The following is a 19,639-nucleotide window of genomic DNA, read 5'->3' as shown; positions in this document are numbered from 1 at the left end:
CTCAGCCCTGTCGCGCCAAGGACGCCGCCAGAGTCGTGAGGTGACGGAACCGCACGATCTCCCCGTCGAGGATCTCGGGCCCGCCCCGACGGACGAGCACCACGAGGTGGTCGTCGTCGACGGTCGCGGCCGCCGCGACGAGGTCGTCCCAGCCGGCGGGGAGCTGCAGCGTGCCCCCGCCGTCCAGGGACGGCCAGGTGAAGTCGGCCGGCCACTGCTCCGGCGCCGTGGGTGTGCGGTGCACGATGCCGTCGCGCCGGTGCAGCAGCACCGCCCAGTCGGCGCGGTAGGTCACCGGTGTCAGGTCGACCAGCCGCTCGACCGCCGAGGCGGGGTCGGCCGACATCTCCTCCACCGCCTCCAGGTCGAGGAAGATCTGACCCCCGGCGGCGTACCGGGAGATCCACAGCACCCGGACCCCGTCGAGCAGGTTGCACGCCGAGACGATCGAGTCGGGCATCACGCCCGGGACCGTCTCCAGGAGCACGTCGTCGACCACGAGGCCGCCGCCGCGCTTCTCCACGATCTCGATGGCGTCGATGTCGCCACCCGCCTCACCGATCGCCGTCGCGACGCGACCCAGGGAGCCGGGAACGTCGGGCAGCTCGACGCGGAGCAGGAACGGCACGGGGACTCCCGGGTGAGGCGGTCGGTCGCGGTCAGCAGCGGCCCGTCGGTCGAGCCAGGGCCCGACCTTAACGCTCACGTGTGACAGTCAGGTCACCTGAAGGCCACGCTGTGGACGACCGCGTCGGCGCCCGGCCCCCCGGGCCGTCGCGACCGCTCAGACCAGCCGCAGCAGCGACAGCGCGGCCCGCGCGGACGCGCCGCCCTCGGCCTCGCCGAGGTCGAGCGCGCCGGACACGTCGAGGTCGTCCAGCAGGCGGTCGAGCACGGCGCCCCGGGCCGATGCCTCCACCTCGGCCGAGCGGGTGCCGGCCGGTCGTGCCGCCGCGGCGTACAGCCGGGCGAGCCGGTCGCCGGCCGCCTCCAGCCGGTCCGGCGCGTACGCCCAGTCCCGGCCCCACGGACTCGGCCAGGCCGGCGCGTCGGCCCCGCTGCGCCGCCACACCGGCACGTCCCAGACCGAGCCGGCGCCGGACCCGGGGCCGGGCGCGGGGGCCGTGTCGCCGAACAGCTCGCTGCGACGGAGGGCCTCCTCCTCGCTCAGACCCGAGGCGGCCACGGTCGCCTCGCCGCGGAACCACACCTCGCCGTCGCGCTCGTACGCCGCACCGGTGGCCAGGAGCGCAGCGGCCAGCTCGACGACGGCGCCGACGTGCGCCCGCGCCCGCGGCGCCTCGTCGACCCGCTGGACAGCGAGGGCGCCGAGGTCGCGCTCGAGGCGGTACTCCCCGGTCAGGGCGAGCTCGTCGTAGGGCAGCCCGCCCCGCGCCGCCGCGTCGAAGAGCACGTCGTCGACGTCGGTGACGTTGCGGGCCACGCGGACGTCCACGCCCATGGCGCGGGCGACGGCAGCCACCGTGTCGGCCCAGACGAACGTGGCCGCGTGACCCAGGTGCGTCACGTCGTAGGGCGTGATGCCGCAGACGTAGACCCGCGCCGTGCCGACCAGCGGCAGCGGCCGACCCGCCAGGCGCAGGCCGGCGGACCGTGCCGGCTCGGGGTCGCGCGCCGGCACGCGGCCCGCCTCCCCCACGACACCCGAGGCGGACAGGCGGCTCCCGGAGGCTGGCATGCGGTCGATCATGCCTCAGCCGGAGGACCTCCAGCAGCCCTCAGTGCGTACGCAGGCGACAGGCGCGGACGACGTCGTCCGGATCGACGAAGGGCAGCGTGGCCTGCAGGGCACTGCGCGGGAACGCATCGATGTCGAGGCAGCGTGCCCACCGGCGGTTCGGGGTGCCCTCGGCGCCCTCGTCGAGCAGCTCCTGCCACGGGTCGAAGGCGGAGAGCAGCGTACGGCCCAGCGGCACGTCCAGCACCATCACGACCACGTCGTCGAGGGTGCCGCTGGGCCAGTGCGCCACCAGCTCCTCGAAGCGCACCCGCGCCCACGCCCAGATCGGTGCGTCCACGACCTCCCAGCCGAGACGTTCGAGCTGCACGCTCATCCACGCGTACGCCGCGACGTCCCGGTCCGTCACGTGGCGCGCCGAACCGGTCAGCCGCTCACCGGCCGCGAGGGCGCGGGCGGCGTCGGCCGCCTGCACGGTGAGCAGCCGGATCATCCCGGTCGGGGAGTCCCCGGCGCGCCAGAAGTCCTCGACCTCCGCGGGCGCGAGAGGGGGCAGCTTCGAGGGCGCGGCGAGCTGCGCCGGGCCCACCACCAAGGGCGCCTCGACGGGTGTGGTCATCCGCGCAGCGTAGGAGCGCAATCCCTTGCGTGTCCCCCGACTGCCTCACTTCTCCCGGTTGCTCCCGCCCGGCGCGCCGTCGCCCAGCCGGTCGCAGATACGCGTCAAGGCCTCTGCGAGCACCTCGCGCGAGGTCGCCACGTTGAGCCTGGCGAAGCCCGTGCGTCCGTACTGCGGACCACCGCCCAGCGCCACCCGCGCCTCGCGGCGCAGCTTCACCGCCGGGTCGTCGCCGAGGTCGTGGTCACGCAGGTCGAGCCAGGCCAGGTAGGTCGAGGGCGGCGGCTCGTGGCGTACGCCCACCGGAGCCAGCGCCTCCGCCGCCTGGGCGTGACGGTCGGCCACCTCGCGCAGCAGCTGGTCGAGCCAGTCGCGCCCCTCGCGCAGCGCAGCCGTCTGCGCGATCAGGCCGAGGTGGCTGGCCCCGTGGGTCGTCGCGGCGTGCAGCGGCGGGGTCCGGTGCGCCTCCCCCGACACCACCAGCGCGGCCTTCAGACCGGCGAGGTTCCAGCCCTTCGAGGCCGACAGGACGCTGTGCCCGCGACCGGTGCGGTCGGCGGTCAGGTAGGGCACGAAGGTCGTGCCCGGGTGCACCAGCGGCGCGTGGATCTCATCGGCCACCACCGTGACGTCGTACGCCTCCGCCACCCGTGCCAGTTGCTCCAGCTCGTCCGCGGTGTGCACCGTGCCGGTGGGGTTCTGCGGGCTGCACAGCAGGTACGCCACCCGGTCCCCGTCGGAGGACAGCTCGGCGAAGGTGCGCTCGATCCCGGCGAGGTCCAGCCGGCCGGCACCGGTCAGGGGCGCGTCGACCATGCGGCGGTCCACGGAGTCGATGAACAGGCCGAACGCGTCGTACACCGGCGTCGAGACGACCACCGGCCCGCCGCGATCCGTGGCCCGACGCAGCAGCGCCGCCACACCCGACATCACGTCCGCCACCGGCGCCGACCGGTCCACCGGCAGGTCCCAGCCCCACCGGTCGCCGGCGAACTCGGCGAGCGCCGTGGCGTACGGAGGGTTGCGCGGGTGGTAGCCCGTGTCGCCACGACCCACCGCCGCGCGGACGGCCTCCACCACCGCCTGCGCCGGCACCGCATCCATCTCCGCCACCCACAGCGGCAGCACGTCGGCGTCGTGCGTACGCCACTTCACGCTCGTGCGGCTCTCCCGCAGCTGGTTGGCGTCCTCAACGAGAATCTGGTTGTCGTGCGGCATGCGTCCACTGTGCCCCGGGCAGGGTTCCCGACATGAGCATGATCCCAGAACTCGAACTCAACGACGGCCGCTCGATCCCCCAGCTGGGCTTCGGCGTCTTCCAGATCGACCCCGCCGAGACCGCCGAGAAGGTGGCCAAGGCGATCGAGGTCGGCTACCGCCACATCGACACCGCGCAGATGTACCAGAACGAGGAGGGCACCGGGCAGGGCATCAAGGACTCCGGCGTCTCCCGCGACGACATCTGGCTCACCACCAAGCTGAACAACAACAACCACGAGCCCGAGAAGGTCAAGGCCTCCCTCGAGCAGAGCCTCGAGAAGCTCGGCATGGACGCCGTGGACCTCTTCCTCATCCACTGGCCGCTGCCCGGCGCGTACGACGGCGACTACGTCTCCACCTGGGAGGCCATGATCGAGTGCCGCGAGGCCGGCCTCGCCAAGTCCGTGGGCGTCTCGAACTTCCAGACCCACCACCTCGAGGAGCTCGCCTCAAAGACCTCCGTGGTCCCCGCTGTCAACCAGATCGAGGTGCACCCCTACTTCGCCAACGAGGACGTCCGCCGCTACGACCAGCAGCACGGCATCCACACCGAGGCGTGGTCACCCATCGCCCAGGGCGGCGTGCTCGACGACGACACCATCAAGCAGATCGCCGAGGAGACCGGCAAGACCCCGGCCCAGGTGGTGCTGCGGTGGCACATCCAGCGCGGCGACATCATCTTCCCGAAGACGAACACGCCCTCGCGCATGGAGGAGAACTTCGACCTGTTCGACTTCCAGCTGAGCAAGGACCACGAGATCCTCATCGACCGCCTCGACAAGGGCGCGGACGGGCGTACGGGGCCCCACCCCGACGAGTTCAACGTGATTCCTGATTGATTGGCGGCGGCTCGGTCGCTCAGCCCTGATCCACCGATGTCGAGTGGTGGCGTGAGCGTGGCGTAGAACGAGAATGCCCTCCTGAGCAGGGAGGATCTGGATTGCGACGTCCGATCCGAACCACTCAAGAGGGGCACCTCGTAAGTGAAACCTTCTCACACGATCCGGCCTGTGTTCGATGACCCGAACCTGGTGTCGGCAGCCGGTCTGGTCCCGGCGCTGCGGCTGGCCGAGTCGGCCGGGCTCTACGACCTTCTCGACGACCTGACGGTGGCCTCGCCGAACGCTGCTGCGAAGACCGCGTCGGTGGTCGGCGGGATGCTCGCCGGTGCGGATTCCATCGATGACCTCGACCTGTTGCGCCACGGTGGGATGGGCCGACTGTTCGCCGGGGTCCGGGCACCGTCGACGCTGGGCACGTTCCTGCGCTCGTTCACCCACGGGCACGTGCAGCAGCTCGACAAGATCAACGCCGGGCTGCTGGCCGGACTCGCGACCCGGGTGCCCGGCCTGCTCGCCGGTTCGGACGCGGACGGGATTGCGTTCGTTGATGTCGACGACACCGTCCGCGAGGTCCACGGCTACGCCAAGCAGGGAGCGGCGTTCGGGTACACCGGCCAGCGCGGTCTCAACGTCCAGCTGGCGGCGATCTCGACTCCGACCGCAGCACCAGTCATCGCCCGCGCCCGGCTCCGCAAGGGCAACACCGCTTCCGCGAGGGGCGCCGGCAGGTTGTTGGCCCAGGTGATCACGACCGCCCGCGCCGCTGGCGTGACCGGTCGGATCCTGGCGCGTGCGGACTCCGCCTACTACGGGCACGCGTTCGTCGGCACCGCCCTGCGGCACAAGACGTGGTTCTCGGTGACCGCGCGGATGACGCCGAGCGTGACCGCGGCGATCACCAGCATCGACGCAGGTGCCTGGAAGCCGATCGAGTACCCCAACGCGGTCTACGACGAGGACGAGCAACGCTGGGTCAGCGACGCCGAGGTCGCCGAAGTTCCCTTCGTGGCGTTCACCGGCCGCCGCAAGCGCGAGCACGTCCGGTGTCGTCTGGTCGTGCGCCGGGTCAAGCGACTCCAGCCCCTGGCATCGGACGGGACCGAGCAGGGCGAGCTGTTCGCGACCTACCGCCACCACGCCTTCATCACCAACAGCACACTTTCGACCGTCGAGGCTGATCAACGTCATCGTGACCACGCGCTGGTCGAGCAGGTCATCGCCGAGCTCAAGGATGGTCCGCTCGCGCACCTGCCGTCGGGGAAGTACGCGGCCAACGCCGCCTGGGTCTCCCATGCCGTGATCGCGTTCAACATCGCCCGCGCTACCGCGGTCGCTGCCTCGATGCGCACCGCCCGCTGGGCAACCCTGCGCACCCGGATCATCAACATCCCCGGCCGGATCGCGACCACCGGCCGGCGCCTCGTCCTGCACCTTCCCACCCACTGGCCGTGGGCATCGCGCTGGAAACTGTTGTGGTCGACCGCGTCCGGGCCACCAGCCCTTGTCACGACCTGACCACCCAGCCAGAGACGGCGCGACCGAGGACCTCGAAGTGGAAAAGCCGGCACCGACCGGCAGATCAGCCACGCCCCGAGACCAAGCGACGCGAAGGCTCCACCGGAATCACCGACCACAAATCAACGGTGGTGGATCCGGGCTCAGACCGACGCCTTCCGCACTGCGCGCGCACGCCCCGGCTCGTACCTCGCTGGGGCGTGCGTGCTCGTTTGTGCAGGCGTCGGCGCTCCCCGCGCCATCCGCCGGCGTCCGTGCTCATCCGTCCAGGCGACGGCGCTACGGAACGGGCAACCCTCTCGGGTCACTGTGGTCCGTCGGCGCCACGCGCTCGGTTCAGTACCTCGCGAAGACCTGCGTGTAGTACTTCGTGCCGTCCGCGCTCGTCGCGACGCCGATGCCGAGGTGCGAGACGTCCCGCATGATGTTCGCGTAGTGGCCCGGGGAGTCCAGCCAGGCGCCGACGACGTCGGGCACCGCGTAGCCGTACGCCACGTTCTCCGCCCAGGTCGTCCACCCCGAGGGGATCTGGTCGCCGACCTTCGGGTTGTGGGACATCGTGGTCGTCTTCGCCATCTGCCGGGTCCACCGCTGGGCCGTCCGGTGGAGGCCCTTCCTCATGCGTAGGCGGGGCTGGCCCTCGGCGATGCGTGCACGGTTCGTCTGGCGCAGGATGACGCGCCGCGCCGTACGCAGGGGTGAGGCCTTGCGCGAGACCGGGGGTTCGTCGGTGGCTGCCGGGGGCCGCGGGCTGGCCGTCGGCTCGGCGGGCGCGGTCGGTGTCGGGGCGGCAGGCGTCGCGTCGCGGTCGGTGGCCTGGTCGATGCCGACCACCGCGCCGCCACCGATGAGTGCGCCGGCGAGCAGGGGGGCGACGAGACGCTTGATCCTGGGCACGTCACCATCGTCCGCGCGCCCGGCCGGTCATGGGCCGGAATCATCGATCCGTAGGCAAAATCCGGTCGGCCACGGACGCGACGAGGGGCGTCACCCGGACCGGGTGACGCCCCTCGTGAGAGGGTTGCGGGCCGCGACGGCTCAGGCCATCGGGTCCGAGTTCTTCGTCTTGCGACGGGTGACCTCCTCGGTGCCGTCGGCGTTCTGCTGCACCTCGACCACCTCGCGGCTGGTGGACCGGTTGCGCTCCACGAGTCCCAGGACGATGCCGATCGCACCGGCGGCGACGAGGATGCCCCCGACGATGTAGAAGTTGATGCCGGCGATGTCGGTGTCCTGCAGGGCGAACATCAGGATGAGCCCCACGGCGACGAGTCCGATTCCGCTTCCGGTCTTCATAGTCCCTCCTCGGTTGTGCGACGACGTGCGATCGTCAGCTGGCAGGTCGTCTACCCACGGTGCAGATCCGTCAGACCTGTCGCGATCGACTGAGTCCCGGCCGTGACCTGCGGAGTCACCCCGGATGACGCGTACGCAGCCACCAGTCGGCGAGCATCACCGCGCCGACACCCACGACGGCGAGGCCGGGCACCCAGCCGTCGGAGCCCTGCTCGCTCCCACCCGCGACGGTGCCGCGGGAGTCGATCGAGAACGCCGACGCCGTCGAGCCGGCACTGAAGAGGCTGCCTCGACCGGCGGCGGACCCCACGGACCACAGGGACGCCGCCGAGCCCACGCCGAGCACCGAGAGCGTCGAGCCGTGGGACCACAGCGACCAGAGGTTGTCGTCGGGGTCGGACGCACCCGACCAGTGGGTCTTCCAGTCCCGCTCGACCTCGTGACGGCGCACGGGCTCAGGCGACCTCGTAGCCCGCCTCGGCCACGGCGGCGCGTACGTCGGACTCCGCCGCGTCACCCTCCACCACCAGGGTGCCGGCGTCGAGGTCGACCACCACGCGGTCGGCGCCCGCGACCTCCGAGACCTCCTCGGTCACCGAGGCGACGCAGTGCTGGCAGGTCATGCCGGAGACGGCGTAGGTGCGGGTGGGTGCAGACGTGGTCACGAGGTGCCTCCTGCGGACGTGGTCAGGTCGACCGGCTCAACGGGCGATGCGTACGGCTCATTCCCGCGCATCCGGTGATCACCACCTCGACGTCAGGTCTGGGGGCCGCACGAGACACCGGACAGCAGTCCGCGCGAAGCGGAGCGGCTGCTCGCCGGTCCGACCCACTCGGTGCCCGGCAGAGTCGGCACGACGCGCACGGATCTCGTCCCGAAGCCCAGCAGGCCGAAGTTGAAGCGCACCGAGTATCGCCCTGCCTCCGGAGTCACCGTCGTCGGCGTGGAGCTGCCGTTGAGGAACACCTCGTACTGCAACGGCACCGGCACCGTCTGCCCGGTCCACGCGATGGTGGCGGAATTGCCCTGGGTCTCGCAGTCCAGGGTCGTCGTCGGGATCAGGTACGACGACGTCTCCGCCCCGACCGCCTGCTGCTGGTCCGACCAGACCGCCCACGCGACAGCCGAGGTCAGCACCACCAGGGCCACGACCATCCCGAGGAGCCCGCGGAGGCGGACTCGGGTCACGGCAGCACCTGCTGCGCGTTCAGCGTGAGGGTGGGTCGCATGGTCTTGCCCTGCGCCGCGTTGTCGGCCGTCGTCGGCAGCGAGACCACGACGCAGAGCGTGCGCGGCGAGCCCGGCGACGGTGCCGGCAGCGACGAGAGCTGCGTGCTCGTCGACGTCAGTGACCCCGAGAAGTGCTGTGTGCCGCCGTTGCACGTCTCCTGGCGCGGGTACGTCGTGTCGTCGGCGCTCGGCGTCGCACCTGTCTTGACCGTCACCGTCGCGAACGGGCTCAGGGCCCCGGTGGCGGCACCCGAGATCGACAGGGTGAAGGGAGTCGTGCCGACGTCCCGCAGCTCGACGGCGGAGGAGACGCTCTCGCCCGGCGCCGCGTTCACCAGGCCGAGGTCGTTCCACGCGTACGTCGCGCTGCTCCCGGCGACCTGCAGATCCAAGGTGCCTGAGGAGAAGGCGGCACCCTCGAGCTGCTGGGTATCGGTCCAGAAAGCGAAGGTGCCGGCGCCGCCGACGCCGGCCAGGAGCGCGGTCGACGCGAGACCGGTCACCACCATCGCTTGGCGGCTGCGTCGACTCGAGACCCGACGACCCATGGCCGGCGCCCGGTCGCGAAGCGTGGCGCGGTGACGTCCGCCGCTCATGAGGCCTTCCCCCCGTCGGTGCCGCGACGACGATCGCGGACACCCCTGAGCACCAGCACCGCGGCGTAGGCGATCAGAAGTCCACCGGCCGCCCGCGAGAGCACGGTGCGCTGCTCGGTGCCGAGCACGACCCCGATGTGACCGACCCACGGCAGTGAGTACCAGACCGTGCCGCGCACCTGCTCCGCGCGGACCAGCTCGGTGTCAGGTGTCTCGTTGGCGTCGCCCTGAGTGAGCAGTCGCCGCTCACCGCTTGCCGCGGCTGCGAGACCGACGACGCGATGGGTGACCGTACGCTCCTGCCCGCTCTCGAGCTGGTAGGTCACAACATCGCCGACGGCGACGTCCTCGATCGCGGTCGGCCGCACCACCACGATCGTCGCGGGAGAGAGCGAAGGCTCCATGGAGCTCGTGAGGATCGTGTACGTCTGAGCCCCCGTCACGCGCGGGACGACCACCGAGGCGAGCACGACCGCGCCGACCATCGCGACGAGCATCCATCCGAGGACGGCCAACACGGCCGACACCGCGGCGAACGCACCGCGGTGTCGACGCTCCGGACCGGACGCGGACGCGTCCTCGGAGGGAGAAGTCTCGAGCACGGGGGTCGTCACGACTGCCTCAGACCTGCTGCCTGATCACGACGGTGATGGCGTCCAGCGTCGCGGTGAGGTCGGCCCCGTTGGTGAGATTCTGGTTCTGCAGCGGGTCCGCGAGAGCTGCCTGGTCGAGGATTCTCGGGTCGCCCAGATCGCTGAACACCACGCTCAGATCCACGTCGACCGTGTCGCCGTTGTTCTCGTCGTCGAGCTCGGCGGGCACGGGCTCACCGTCGATCGAGTAGGTGGCGGTCGGGGTGAGCTGAACCGTGAAGTCGTTGCTCTCGAGGAAGATCGGAGCGTCGGTCAGCTCGAGCGCCGCACGGGCGTTGTCACCCTCCATCGTCACGTCGAAGCTGCAGCTCTTGCTGACGACGTCGCCGGGCACGATCTGCTCCCCGTCCACCAGCGGGTCGCCGTCGGCGAAGGTCCAGCCGTCGGGATCGCACTCGAACGGGCTCAACGTGATCTCACCGGTGGCGAGCTCGATGCCGTCCGTGATCTCGGTGTCGGTCCAGTACGAGAGGGTGCCGGCCCCTCCGATGAGCAGCAGGCCTGCCGTGGCAGCGGCGGCGGCACGAGTTCTACGACGCAAGGTTTCCCCCCGGGTGATGGGGCACCCTGATGGCACCCGCTGGGAGAGCAAACGCATGCGCCGCCTCGAAGTGACGGTGTGAAACCTCAGCAGTCGGGAAAGGGCCGCGGCACGGGTGGACAGATGACGACATGTCGGACGATGCCCGCCCATGGCGTCGTCGGACCGGTCTAGTCAGCGCACGCGCATGCTCGTCAGGTCAGCCGAGCCGCAGCAGCGCCGCCACCACGGCGGCTCCGACGACCACCACCAGGAACGGCGCCCGCAGCATCAGCAGGGCCCCCGCGGCCACGAGCGAGCCGGCCCTCGCGTCGATCACGACCTGCGGCCCCGCGTCGGTGGCACCGTCCCCGACGCCGGCCACGACCTGCACGGCGACCAGCGCCGCCAGCAGCGCGACGGGCACGAGCTCGGCGGCGCGGCGTACGACGGGGTGCGCCAGCACGGACGCCGGGACGGCGAGGCCCGCGAGCTTCGCCGCGTAGCAGCCTGCCGCCGTGCCCAGCACCGCCCACCACAGCGCGCTCACAGCGGCTCACCCCCTCGTCGGTCCTGGCGAGTCGCCGGGCGGAGCACGCCGGCCACCACCGCGACGAGACCCGCGACCAGCACCGGCAGCCCTGCCGGGGTGACCGGCACCAGTCCGACCGCCACCGCCGCCGCGCCCAGCGCCACGAGCCGCGGGAGCCACGCGTCGAGCCGCGGCCACAGCAGGGCGGCGAACGCGCCGACGACCGCACCGTCGAGGCCGTACGTGCGCGGATCTCCCAGCGCATCACCCGCCAACGCCCCCACGAGCGTCATGAGGTTCCACAGCACGAGCACGCCGATGCCGGTGACCAGGTACGCCAGCCTCACCCGTCGACGGTCGGGGTGACCGAACGCCATGGCCGTGGACTCGTCGATGAGCACGTGCGCGGCGGCCGCGCGGCGCCATCCCGTCCACGCGAGCGACGGGGCCATCCGGAGGCCGTAGAGCGCGTTGCGCGTGCCGAGCAGCACAGCGGTCGCGGCGGCAGCCACCGGAGTGCCGCCCGTGGCCACCACGCCGATGAACGCGAACTGCGAGGCGCCCGTGAAGGCCAGCAACGAGAGGGCACAGGTCTGCGCCACGCTCAGGCCCGACGCCACGGCCACCGCTCCGAAGGACGTGCCGTAGAGACCCGTCGCGATCGCGACCGCCAGACAGTCACGGACCAGCGCGCGGTCGGTGCTCGGGGTCACTGCGCCCGGGAGCCCGACTCCCGCGCCCACGCCGCGACGAAGGAGGCGGCCGCACCGTCGAAGGACCGCGGGTGCCCGACCATCCCATGGGTGCCTCCGGGCACGTCCTCGACGCTCACGTCGGCGCCCTCACGGCGCAGCCGCTCCGCCAGTCGTCGCACCTTCGCCGGGTCGGCGACCCGGTCGTCGGTGCCGTGGACCAGCAGCACCCGTCGCCCGGCCAGCTGGGGCGCGTCGCTGTCGTAGACGTACGCGTTGAGGCCGACCACGGCCCGCACCCGGTCGTCCTGCGCGGCGACCAGGGCCGTACGACCACCGAGCGAGTGCCCCACCAGCGCCACCGGCACGTCGCCGTGCCGCTCGGCGAGCGTCCGCAGCGAGGCGCGTACGTCCTGCACCGGCCCGCGCTGCTCGTCCCACCCGCGCCAGGTGTTGCGCTGCCGGTAGACGGCCACCCCGGCACGACGCGTACGCCACGCGATCCACCACGCGGTGGGCACCAGCCGCACCACCGAGAGCTGCGTACGCGTCGTCGCGGTGCGCACTCCGCGGGCCGGCGCGGCGCCCCCGTGGAGGACGACGACCGCGGCGCTCACGCGGCGCGGGACCCGCACCCCGGTCAGCGCGTAGCCGCCGCTCACGAGCGGGTCACCGCGCGGACCTCACGCAGGACGCCCGACGACCGTGACGTCGATGTTGCCGCGCGTGGCCTTGGAGTAGGGGCAGAACTCGTGGGCCATGTCCGCGACCTGCTGGGCCGTCGTCTCGTCGAGGCCGGGGATCTCCGCGGTGATCTCGACGGCGAGGCCCACACCGGTGTCGGTGGTGCCGAAGGAGACCGCCGCGCTGACCTTCGCGCCGGAGACGTCGATGCCCTCCTGCTTGGCGCGGAACTCCATGGCGCCGGCGAAGCAGGCGGCGTACCCGGAGGCGAACAGCGTCTCGGGGTTGGCCTTGGGGGTGTCGGTGTTGCTGGGCTTGGCGAGCTCCAGGTCGATGACGCCGTCCTCGCTGCGGACGTGGCCGTCGCGGCCGCCCTCGCTGGTGGCGGCGATGGTGTAGATGGTCTTCTCGAGCGACTCGGGCATGAGGACTCCTGCAGATCGGGTGAGGTCGGTGTGCTGCGTCGCCGACAGCCTTGCAGAGGTCGTGCAGAACCCGGCCGGGGGCGTACGCGGCACGTGCGCGTGGTGGGGCAGTCTGGACCCATGACTCCCCCGCTGGTCCTCCTCGCCACCTGCGCCGAGGTGCCCGACCTCGACGACGACGCGCAGGTGCTGCGCACCGCGATCAGGCAGCGCGGCATCGACGCCGAGCCCGCCACCTGGACCGACCCGGCCGTCGCCTGGGAGCGCGCCGACCTCGTCGTGGTGCGCACGACCTGGGACTACTCGCTGCAGCGCGACGCCTTCCTCGGCTGGGCCGAGCGCGTGGCGGCGGTGACCACGCTGGCGAACGCGCCCACGCTGCTGACCTGGAGCACCGACAAGCACTACCTGCTCGACCTGGCCGACGCCGGGCTGCCCGTCGTGGACACCGAGGTGCTCGAGATCGGCGACCACACCGACGGCGGGCACGCGTTCGTCGACGTCGAGCACGTGGTCAAGCCGACGGTCTCTGCCGGTTCGAAGGACACCTACCGCATCGACGCCGGCGACGAGGCACGCTCCGCGGCCGCGGTGCAGGCGATCCACGCCACCGGCCGGGCGGTCGTCGTGCAGCCCTACCTCGCAGGCGTGGACGAGCACGGCGAGACCGCCCTGCTGTACGCCGACGGCACCTTCTCCCACGCCATGCGCAAGGGGCCCCTGCTGGCGCCCGGCCACGATGCCGCCGCGGTCGATGGGCTCTTCCTCGCCGAGGAGATGACCGTGCGCGACCCCTCCCCCACCGAGCTCGAGACCGGCGCGCGGGTGATGGCCGAGGTGGTCCGCCGCTTCGACCGCGCACCGCTCTACGCCCGGGTCGACCTCTTGCCCTCGCCCGAGGGTCCCCAGGTGCTCGAGGTGGAGCTCGTCGAGCCCTCGCTCTTCCTCGAGCACGCCCCCGAGGCCGCCGGCGCGTTCGCCGATGCCGTCGAGGCACGCCTGGGCCGCGCATGAGTCGCGAGGGGACCTGAGACCGACAGGCATCACCGCGCGGGCGCCGTCGCGACCTGCCTGGCGCCTGGCGTCGGCCCGCGTCGACGTGCGTGATGCCTGTTCGTCTCAGGACGTCCGTCGATCGACCTGTGGATGAGCCGGCTCGCCGAGCTCTCATGTGCCGCAGGCTGTCCGCATGCATCCGACGGAGACCCTGCGACGCCTGGGCGGCGTGGCCGACTGGTCGACGCTGGTCAGGAGCTGTCCCGACCACGACATCCGGCGCCTGGTGCAATCCGGGGACATCGTGCGGCTCGCGCGCGGCCGGTTCGCGCTGCCCGAGGTGGCCTCGGCCCTCACGGTGAGCCATGCCCTGAGCGGCACCCTGTCGGTGCGCAGCGCGGCGCTGCACCACGGGTGGGAGGTCGCTCGTGTCCCGGTGCGGCCCGACGTCACCGTCCGCCGCAAGCGGCACCTGACCGATGGGCAGAAGAGGCAGGCGACCTTCCGCTACGTCGATCTGCGGCCGGAGGAGATCTGCGACGGCGTCACGACACCGGAGCGGACGATGGCCGACTGCCTGCAGCACCTGCCTGCCGAGGAGGCTCTGTCGATCGCCGACTCGGGCCTGCGTCTGCACGCGTTCACACCGTCGTCGCTGGTGCGGCTCGCCGACGGCCTCACCGGTCGCGGGCGACGCCAGGCGGCGCACATCGCCTCGTTGGCCGACGGTCGTGCGGCGAACCCGTTCGAGTCCGTGCTCCGTCACCTGGCAGGACAGGTCGGGGGTCTCGAGGTGGTCCCGCAGACGAACCTCCACGACGAGCGCGGGAACTTCCTCGCCCGTCCTGACCTCGTGGATCCTCGACTCCGCCTCGTCCTCGAGGCGGACTCCTTCGCCTGGCACGGCTCGCGCCGCGGGCTGCGGCGCGACTGCCGGCGCTACACGGCGTTGGTGGTGCACGGCTGGCTGGTGCTCCGCTTCACCTGGGAGGACGTGATGCATCGACCCGAGTACGTGCTCTCGGTCCTCAGGCAGGCCGTCGCCACCGCCTCGACCCGAGCGGACGCGCACGGCGCCTGAGACGCCCCCCTGAGAGCAACAGGCATCAGCGCCCCGTCGCGGCAACAGATCGCGCAGCCAGGCCTGTCTCACCTCCCGGAGCGGCGTGATGCCTGTCCGTCTCAGATGTCTCGCGACGGTTGGGCTCTGGACGACACCTGTCGGGGTGGGAGACGTCCGGTCGCGAGTGGGTAGTGGCGTGCAGACGATGCACGCACCACGAGGAGGAACCAGATGATCCGCGAAGGCTCGAACGTGTCCTGGAACTGGGGCAACGGCTCCGCGTCCGGTGAGGTGGCGGAGATCCACCGCGAGGAGGTCACCAAGCAGATCGACAACGAGGAGATCACCCGCAAGGGCAGCGACGACAACCCCGCCTACCTGATCAAGCAGGAGGACGGTCAGCGCGTCCTGAAGCTCAAGAGCGAGCTGAACGAGGACTGAGGCGTGGGGAGCTCGGGCACCACGGCACTCGTCCTCGACGCGGGTGGAGCGCGCTCGGCCTACCAGGTCGGGGCGCTGCGGGTGCTGTTGCCCGAGCTCGAGGCGCGCGGCCAGCAGCCCCGTCTGCTGGTCGGCACCAGTGCCGGCGCGCTGCTCGGTGCGGGACTGGCCTCGACCGCGCATCTCGACGCCGAGCAGCAGGCCGAGCGTCTGACGGGGCTGCTCGATCGGGCCACGAAGAGCCAGGTGATGCGGCCGCTGTGGCGCCAGGTCCCCGAGGTGGTCCTGCGCTACGCCAGCGAGACCCTCGGGCTGGACGGGTTCCGGCTCCGCGGCCTGTTCGGCACCGCGCCGCTCGCGGAGACGCTGACCCGCGAGATCGACTGGGGGCGGATGCACCGCAACCTCGAGGACGGCCTCGTCTCCGCCGTCGCGGTGACGACCACCGCCATCCGCACCGGCGAGGTCGTGCTGTTCACCGAGACCGCGGGCCCCGACGCCGTCGACCTGCCGCGGCCACCGGACGAGCACCACCGGCGCTTCGTCTCCACCCGCCTGGACGTCGAGCACCTCATGGCGTCCGCCGCCATCCCCGCGCTCTTCCCCTCGGTGCAGATCCGGGAGCCGGCCGACGCGGCGGGCTGGTACGTCGACGGCGCCACGCGACGTCGCTTCCCCCTCGCCCCGGCCCTCGAGCTCGGCGCGGAGCGTGTCGCGGTCATCGGTACGGGACGTCTCGAGCCCCTCGGGCCCGACGCCACCCAGGACTCGGTGCCCGTGGACCTGGGCGACGCCGCGGCGACCCTGCTCGGGTCGGTCATGGACGAGCCCCTGCGGCACGACCTGCACCGCATCGCGTCCCGCAACGCCGAGGTGCGCGACCCCGACCTCGCGCCCGCGCTCGCCGCGCACCGCGAGGCCCGGGGCAAGCGGCCGCACCGGGAGGTGCCGTACGTCGGCATCGCCCCGCACGCCGGCGACGACCTCGCCGACCTCGCACTCGAGGTGTACCGCTCGAACCACGGGTCGCTGCGGCGCACCCTGCGCGACCCGGACCTGCAGATCATGCACCGGCTGCTCGGCAGCGACTCACCCCTGCAGGGCGAGCTGCTCAGCTACCTGCTCTTCGACCGCGACTTCTTCGACGGAGCGAGCGACATGGGCCGTCGCGACGCCGAGCGGTGGATGCGCGAGCACCCCGACCTCTGGACGGTCTGACGGGTCCCACGCTCACGTCAGTCGGCGCACCAGCTCCCGACCGAGGTCGCGGCCGGAGCACCAGGCCCCCTCGACCTTCGAGACCGGCCCCCAGCCGTCACCGCAGACAGCGAGAAGCCCGCTCCGGGCGCCGCTGCCCACCTCGCTGAGCAGGTACGGGTCCTCGCGCTCGCCCGTCGGCTTCGCGAGGCTCCACCGGTGCACGTGGGTCCACCGGGGCTCGGGTAGGTCGAGCGTCTCCCGCAGGGCGGCGACCATCCCGGGCCCGGCCGCCTCCGGGTCCTCGAGGTGCGGCACGGCGAACTCGGCACTCGAGTGCGCCACGAGCACTGCTGCGCCGTCGCCACGACGCGCGCCGTCGTCGGCGACCCAGTCGAGCACGTCGGAGTCGTTGGTGAACCACCCGTCGGCGTCCCACGTACGCCGCTCGAACCCGGCCGCCAGCGCGATGACGGGGTCCGAGGGGCGTACGAGCGCCTCGACGACCCCCTCGAGACCCGCCCCGGGCTCGGCCTCGAGGAGCCCACGGGCCTGCTCGTCCGGCATGGCCAGCACGACCGCGGGGGCGGTGCGGCCGTCGACGGCCGGCCCGGCGGCGCCGAGCGTCACCGACGCGACGGTCACGGGGTGCTGCACGTCGACGTCGTGCGCCAGGTGCTCGACGAACGCGCGCAGCCCGTTGCCCGCGCCCCATCGCGTCGGCCCGGACTTCGGCGTCGCCTCACTGTCCTCGAGCGCGACGAAGGTGTCGGTCCAGGGGCGGACGACGCCGACTCTCTCGGCAGTGCGCACGACCTCGTCGAACTCGTCGTCGGAGACCGTGAAGTAGGACGCGCCCAGGTCGACCTGCCTGTCCTCGATGCGGCGACCTCCCATGCGTCCTCCGATGCGGCGGCCGCGATCGATGACGTGCACGGGGACACCTGCGGCTCGCAGCTCGCGTGCGCACTGGATGCCGGCGATGCCCGCACCGACCACGATGACCGGACCGGACGCCCCACCTGAGCTGCTCATGGCCTGCCCCTACCCCCCAAGCGCTCGATCCCGACGTCGAGTTGCACACAACCGACAGTGCGCCGAGGACGGCGTGCCGGTCACGTCGGCTGGGTAGCGACTGGTTGACCACGACATCTTCGACAGTCCAGGAAAGGACTCCCATGACCACCATGGCCATCGTCGGCGCCGGCCGCGGGCTCGGCGCCGCAGTCGCCCGCCGCTTCGCCAAGGAGGGCTTCTCCATCGCCCTCATCTCGCGTACGCAGAGCAAGGTCGACGCGCTCGCCGCCGACCTGGAGAACGACGGCGTCACCGCGCAGGGCTTCACCGCGGACGTCCGGGACCCCGCCTCGCTGCGCCGGACGCTCGAGCAGGTCACCGAGACGATGGGGCCGATCGAGATCCTGCAGTACTCGCCGCTGCCGCAGAAGGACTTCATGCGCCCGGTGCTCGAGACCCGTCCCGAGGACCTGGTCGGCCCGGTCGAGTTCTCGATCTACGGACCGGTCGCCGCGGTGCAGCAGGTGCTGCCGGGCATGCGGTTCCTGCCCGACGGCGGCACGATCCTGTTCATCAACGGCGGGTCGGCGGTCAAGCCGGGCCGCACCGTCACCGGCACGACCGTCGCGTTCCACGGGCAGCGGGCCTACATCGACCTGCTGCACGAGGAGCTCAAGGACGAGAACATCCACGTCGGCCAGCTCATCATCGGCGGGGCGATCGACCCCGAGGACGAGAAGAAGAGCCCCGAGGCGATGGCCGAGCACCTGTGGCGCATCCACAGCGAGAGGGAGCAGCGGTTCCAGGTCGACGAAGACTGAGTCGCGCAGTCCGGTCGCCGGGTCCCGTTAGAGGGACCCGGCGTCGGGCAGGTACACCGCATGGACGACCCGGTACGACGGCGTGACGCCGTCCTGGCGGACCGCCTCCACGCGATCCACGCGGCGCCGGAGGGTCCGACCACGACGGCCTACGTCGACTACGACGGCACGTTGATCGCGGGGTTCAGCGCGGTGGCGTTCTACCGGCACCGCATCCGGTCGGGTCGGATCGGCCCGCTGGAGCTGGCCCGCACCCTGGCCGCGACGGTGAACGCGACGGCGACGGTCGACCGGTTCGAGAAGCTGCTGGACGTGTCGGTGGCGGGTCTGGCGGGCGCGACGCCGGAACAGCTCCGCCGGGTCGGGGCACGGGTCTTCGACAACCAGATCGCCGAGACGATCAGGCGTGAGGTCTGGGACCTGTGCCGTGCCCACCAGGAGCGCGGCCACCGCGTCGTCATCGCCACCTCCGCCACGCGCATGCAGGTGCAGGACATGGCCGAGACGCTCGGGGTCGACGCCCTGCTGTGCACCGAGGTCGAGGTCGACGCCGAGGGGCGGCTGACGGGCCAGGTGGCGGGGCGGTCGCCGTACGGCCCGTTCAAGGCGGCGGCGGTGCGCGAGGACGCGGCGGCCCACGGCGTCGACCTCGACGCCTCGTTCGCCTACTCCAACGGCCGTGAGGACGTGCGGTTCCTGGCCACCGTCGGCCACCCCATGGCGGTCTCTCCCGACCGTGAGCTGCGCGAGGTCGCCGAGGCGCGCGGCTGGCCGGTGCTCGACTGCCAGGAGCAGCCGGGGCCGGTGCCGGGAGTACGCCGCGTGGCCCGCACCGCCGGCTTCTACGGCGGCCTCGTGGGAGGCCTGGCCACCGGCCTCGGTCTGGGCGCTTTGAATCGCGACCGGCGCCAGGCGATCGACCTGGCGGTCGGGTTCGCGGGCGACGCGTCGCTGGCGGCGGCCGGCGTCCACGTGGAGATCGAGGGCATCGAGCACCTGCGGCGTACGCGCCCCTGTGTCGCGGTCTTCAACCACCAGTCGACCTTCGACGTGCCGGTGCTGATGAAGGTGCTGCGCGGCGGCTTCACCGGGGTGGCGAAGAAGGAGGTGGCGCGGATGCCGATCTGGGGGCAGTTCTTCCGCTTCGCCGACGTCGCCTTCATCGACCGCACCGATCGGCAGCAGGCGTTGAAGGCGCTGGAGCCGGCCGTACGCCTCATCCGGGACAAGGGCATCTCGGTGGCCATCGCCCCCGAGGGCACGATCTCGCCGACCCCGGACCCGTTGCCCTTCAAGAAGGGCGCCTTCCACCTCGCGATCCAGGCGGGTGTGCCGATGGTCCCGATCGTGCTGCGCAACACCGGCAACCTCGCGGGGTCCTCGGCGATCGCGGTCAACCCCGGCACGGTGCAGGTGCGGGTGCTGCCCCCGGTGGACACCTCGGGCTGGTCCGCCGAGGAACTGGACGGCCCGGTGGAGCAGGTTCGTGACCTCTTCATCCGCACGTTGCGCGACTGGCCGACCACCTCGGCGTCCTAGT

General features: G+C 72.1%; 25 protein-coding genes. 8 read left to right on the top strand and 17 right to left on the bottom strand.

Translation table 11 applies throughout. The features are described 5' to 3' along the window. Window position 1: 1 nt before the first annotated feature. The 4 genes from KLP28_07760 to KLP28_07745 all read right to left on the bottom strand — a co-directional run bounded on the left by KLP28_07760 (window position 2) and on the right by KLP28_07745 (window position 3,536). On the bottom strand, window positions 2-628 hold the full coding sequence (locus tag KLP28_07760) for an ACT domain-containing protein (GenBank protein QWC86554.1): 627 nt from the start codon (window positions 626-628) through the stop codon (window positions 2-4). A gap of 156 nt (window positions 629-784) precedes the next feature. Next, window positions 785-1,699 (bottom strand): hypothetical protein, encoded by a 915-nt coding sequence (locus KLP28_07755; GenBank protein ID QWC86553.1) that lies wholly within the window; start codon window positions 1,697-1,699, stop codon window positions 785-787. A gap of 40 nt (window positions 1,700-1,739) precedes the next feature. After that, window positions 1,740-2,318, bottom strand: a complete 579-nt coding sequence (locus KLP28_07750; GenBank protein ID QWC86552.1) for a DUF3841 domain-containing protein — start codon at window positions 2,316-2,318, stop codon at window positions 1,740-1,742. A gap of 45 nt (window positions 2,319-2,363) precedes the next feature. After that, a complete protein-coding gene (locus tag KLP28_07745) occupies window positions 2,364-3,536 on the bottom strand; it encodes an aminotransferase class I/II-fold pyridoxal phosphate-dependent enzyme (GenBank protein QWC86551.1) in 1,173 nt (390 codons plus the stop codon). 32 nt (window positions 3,537-3,568) lie between these two features. Between KLP28_07745 and KLP28_07740 the strand changes: the two genes are divergently transcribed. Continuing rightward, entirely contained in the window at window positions 3,569-4,417 is an 849-nt protein-coding gene (locus tag KLP28_07740) for an aldo/keto reductase (protein QWC86550.1), read from the top strand. A gap of 144 nt (window positions 4,418-4,561) precedes the next feature. After that, window positions 4,562-5,935 (top strand): IS1380 family transposase, encoded by a 1,374-nt coding sequence (locus KLP28_07735; GenBank protein ID QWC86549.1) that lies wholly within the window; start codon window positions 4,562-4,564, stop codon window positions 5,933-5,935. A 336-nt stretch (window positions 5,936-6,271) separates the two neighbouring features. On the opposite strand, the gene KLP28_07730 is transcribed toward KLP28_07735, so the two are convergent. The 12 genes from KLP28_07730 to KLP28_07675 all read right to left on the bottom strand — a co-directional run bounded on the left by KLP28_07730 (window position 6,272) and on the right by KLP28_07675 (window position 12,564). Further along, complete coding sequence (locus KLP28_07730; GenBank protein QWC86548.1) at window positions 6,272-6,832, bottom strand: CAP domain-containing protein; 561 nt, start codon at window positions 6,830-6,832, stop codon at window positions 6,272-6,274. A gap of 141 nt (window positions 6,833-6,973) precedes the next feature. Continuing rightward, the gene (locus tag KLP28_07725) at window positions 6,974-7,231 is read right to left on the bottom strand and encodes a hypothetical protein (GenBank protein ID QWC86547.1); all 258 of its coding nucleotides are present in this window, start codon (window positions 7,229-7,231) and stop codon (window positions 6,974-6,976) included. A gap of 115 nt (window positions 7,232-7,346) precedes the next feature. Continuing rightward, a complete protein-coding gene (locus KLP28_07720; GenBank protein ID QWC86546.1) occupies window positions 7,347-7,682 on the bottom strand; it encodes a hypothetical protein in 336 nt (111 codons plus the stop codon). A 4-nt stretch (window positions 7,683-7,686) separates the two neighbouring features. After that, a complete protein-coding gene (locus tag KLP28_07715; protein ID QWC86876.1) occupies window positions 7,687-7,854 on the bottom strand; it encodes a heavy-metal-associated domain-containing protein in 168 nt (55 codons plus the stop codon). Between the two features lie 134 nt (window positions 7,855-7,988). Next, the gene (locus KLP28_07710; GenBank protein QWC86545.1) at window positions 7,989-8,420 is read right to left on the bottom strand and encodes a hypothetical protein; all 432 of its coding nucleotides are present in this window, start codon (window positions 8,418-8,420) and stop codon (window positions 7,989-7,991) included. After that, window positions 8,417-9,058, bottom strand: coding sequence for a SipW-dependent-type signal peptide-containing protein (locus KLP28_07705; GenBank protein ID QWC86544.1), 642 nt, complete (start codon window positions 9,056-9,058; stop codon window positions 8,417-8,419). Before KLP28_07705 ends, KLP28_07710 begins: the two co-directional genes overlap by 4 nt. Further along, window positions 9,055-9,555 carry a signal peptidase I gene (locus tag KLP28_07700; GenBank protein QWC86875.1) on the bottom strand — a complete coding sequence of 167 codons (501 nt, stop codon included), beginning with the start codon at window positions 9,553-9,555 and terminating at the stop codon, window positions 9,055-9,057. The genes KLP28_07705 and KLP28_07700 overlap by 4 nt, the downstream gene beginning before the upstream one ends. A gap of 124 nt (window positions 9,556-9,679) precedes the next feature. Next, window positions 9,680-10,309 (bottom strand): alternate-type signal peptide domain-containing protein, encoded by a 630-nt coding sequence (locus KLP28_07695; GenBank protein ID QWC86543.1) that lies wholly within the window; start codon window positions 10,307-10,309, stop codon window positions 9,680-9,682. 142 nt (window positions 10,310-10,451) lie between these two features. After that, window positions 10,452-10,772, bottom strand: a complete 321-nt coding sequence (locus KLP28_07690; protein QWC86874.1) for an AzlD domain-containing protein — start codon at window positions 10,770-10,772, stop codon at window positions 10,452-10,454. Window positions 10,773-10,777: 5 nt separating this feature from the next. Continuing rightward, the gene (locus tag KLP28_07685) at window positions 10,778-11,506 is read right to left on the bottom strand and encodes an AzlC family ABC transporter permease (protein QWC86542.1); all 729 of its coding nucleotides are present in this window, start codon (window positions 11,504-11,506) and stop codon (window positions 10,778-10,780) included. Beyond that, entirely contained in the window at window positions 11,473-12,117 is a 645-nt protein-coding gene (locus KLP28_07680) for an alpha/beta fold hydrolase (protein QWC86541.1), read from the bottom strand. The genes KLP28_07685 and KLP28_07680 overlap by 34 nt, the downstream gene beginning before the upstream one ends. A gap of 21 nt (window positions 12,118-12,138) precedes the next feature. Continuing rightward, a complete protein-coding gene (locus KLP28_07675) occupies window positions 12,139-12,564 on the bottom strand; it encodes an Ohr family peroxiredoxin (GenBank protein ID QWC86540.1) in 426 nt (141 codons plus the stop codon). Between the two features lie 120 nt (window positions 12,565-12,684). On the opposite strand from KLP28_07675, the gene KLP28_07670 reads away from it, so the two are divergent. From KLP28_07670 to KLP28_07655, 4 genes are all read left to right on the top strand, one after another. Next, window positions 12,685-13,578, top strand: coding sequence for a hypothetical protein (locus tag KLP28_07670; GenBank protein QWC86539.1), 894 nt, complete (start codon window positions 12,685-12,687; stop codon window positions 13,576-13,578). Between the two features lie 175 nt (window positions 13,579-13,753). Beyond that, window positions 13,754-14,641, top strand: a complete 888-nt coding sequence (locus tag KLP28_07665) for an endonuclease domain-containing protein (protein QWC86538.1) — start codon at window positions 13,754-13,756, stop codon at window positions 14,639-14,641. A 213-nt stretch (window positions 14,642-14,854) separates the two neighbouring features. After that, window positions 14,855-15,064 (top strand): DUF2945 domain-containing protein, encoded by a 210-nt coding sequence (locus KLP28_07660; protein QWC86537.1) that lies wholly within the window; start codon window positions 14,855-14,857, stop codon window positions 15,062-15,064. 3 nt (window positions 15,065-15,067) lie between these two features. Further along, the gene (locus KLP28_07655; protein QWC86536.1) at window positions 15,068-16,282 is read left to right on the top strand and encodes a patatin-like phospholipase family protein; all 1,215 of its coding nucleotides are present in this window, start codon (window positions 15,068-15,070) and stop codon (window positions 16,280-16,282) included. A gap of 12 nt (window positions 16,283-16,294) precedes the next feature. On the opposite strand, the gene KLP28_07650 is transcribed toward KLP28_07655, so the two are convergent. Further along, the gene (locus KLP28_07650) at window positions 16,295-17,296 is read right to left on the bottom strand and encodes an NAD(P)-binding protein (protein ID QWC86535.1); all 1,002 of its coding nucleotides are present in this window, start codon (window positions 17,294-17,296) and stop codon (window positions 16,295-16,297) included. A 143-nt stretch (window positions 17,297-17,439) separates the two neighbouring features. On the opposite strand from KLP28_07650, the gene KLP28_07645 reads away from it, so the two are divergent. Both KLP28_07645 and KLP28_07640 read left to right on the top strand, forming a co-directional pair. Beyond that, window positions 17,440-18,099 carry an SDR family NAD(P)-dependent oxidoreductase gene (locus tag KLP28_07645; GenBank protein ID QWC86534.1) on the top strand — a complete coding sequence of 220 codons (660 nt, stop codon included), beginning with the start codon at window positions 17,440-17,442 and terminating at the stop codon, window positions 18,097-18,099. A gap of 60 nt (window positions 18,100-18,159) precedes the next feature. After that, window positions 18,160-19,638 (top strand): HAD-IB family hydrolase, encoded by a 1,479-nt coding sequence (locus KLP28_07640; protein ID QWC86533.1) that lies wholly within the window; start codon window positions 18,160-18,162, stop codon window positions 19,636-19,638. The last annotated feature ends 1 nt before the right edge of the window (window position 19,639 follow it).

It is taken from the genome of Nocardioidaceae bacterium (genome assembly GCA_018672315.1).
In the GTDB taxonomy this organism is placed as follows: domain Bacteria; phylum Actinomycetota; class Actinomycetes; order Propionibacteriales; family Nocardioidaceae; genus TYQ2.
This window is presented reverse-complemented; position numbering and strand designations above follow the sequence as displayed.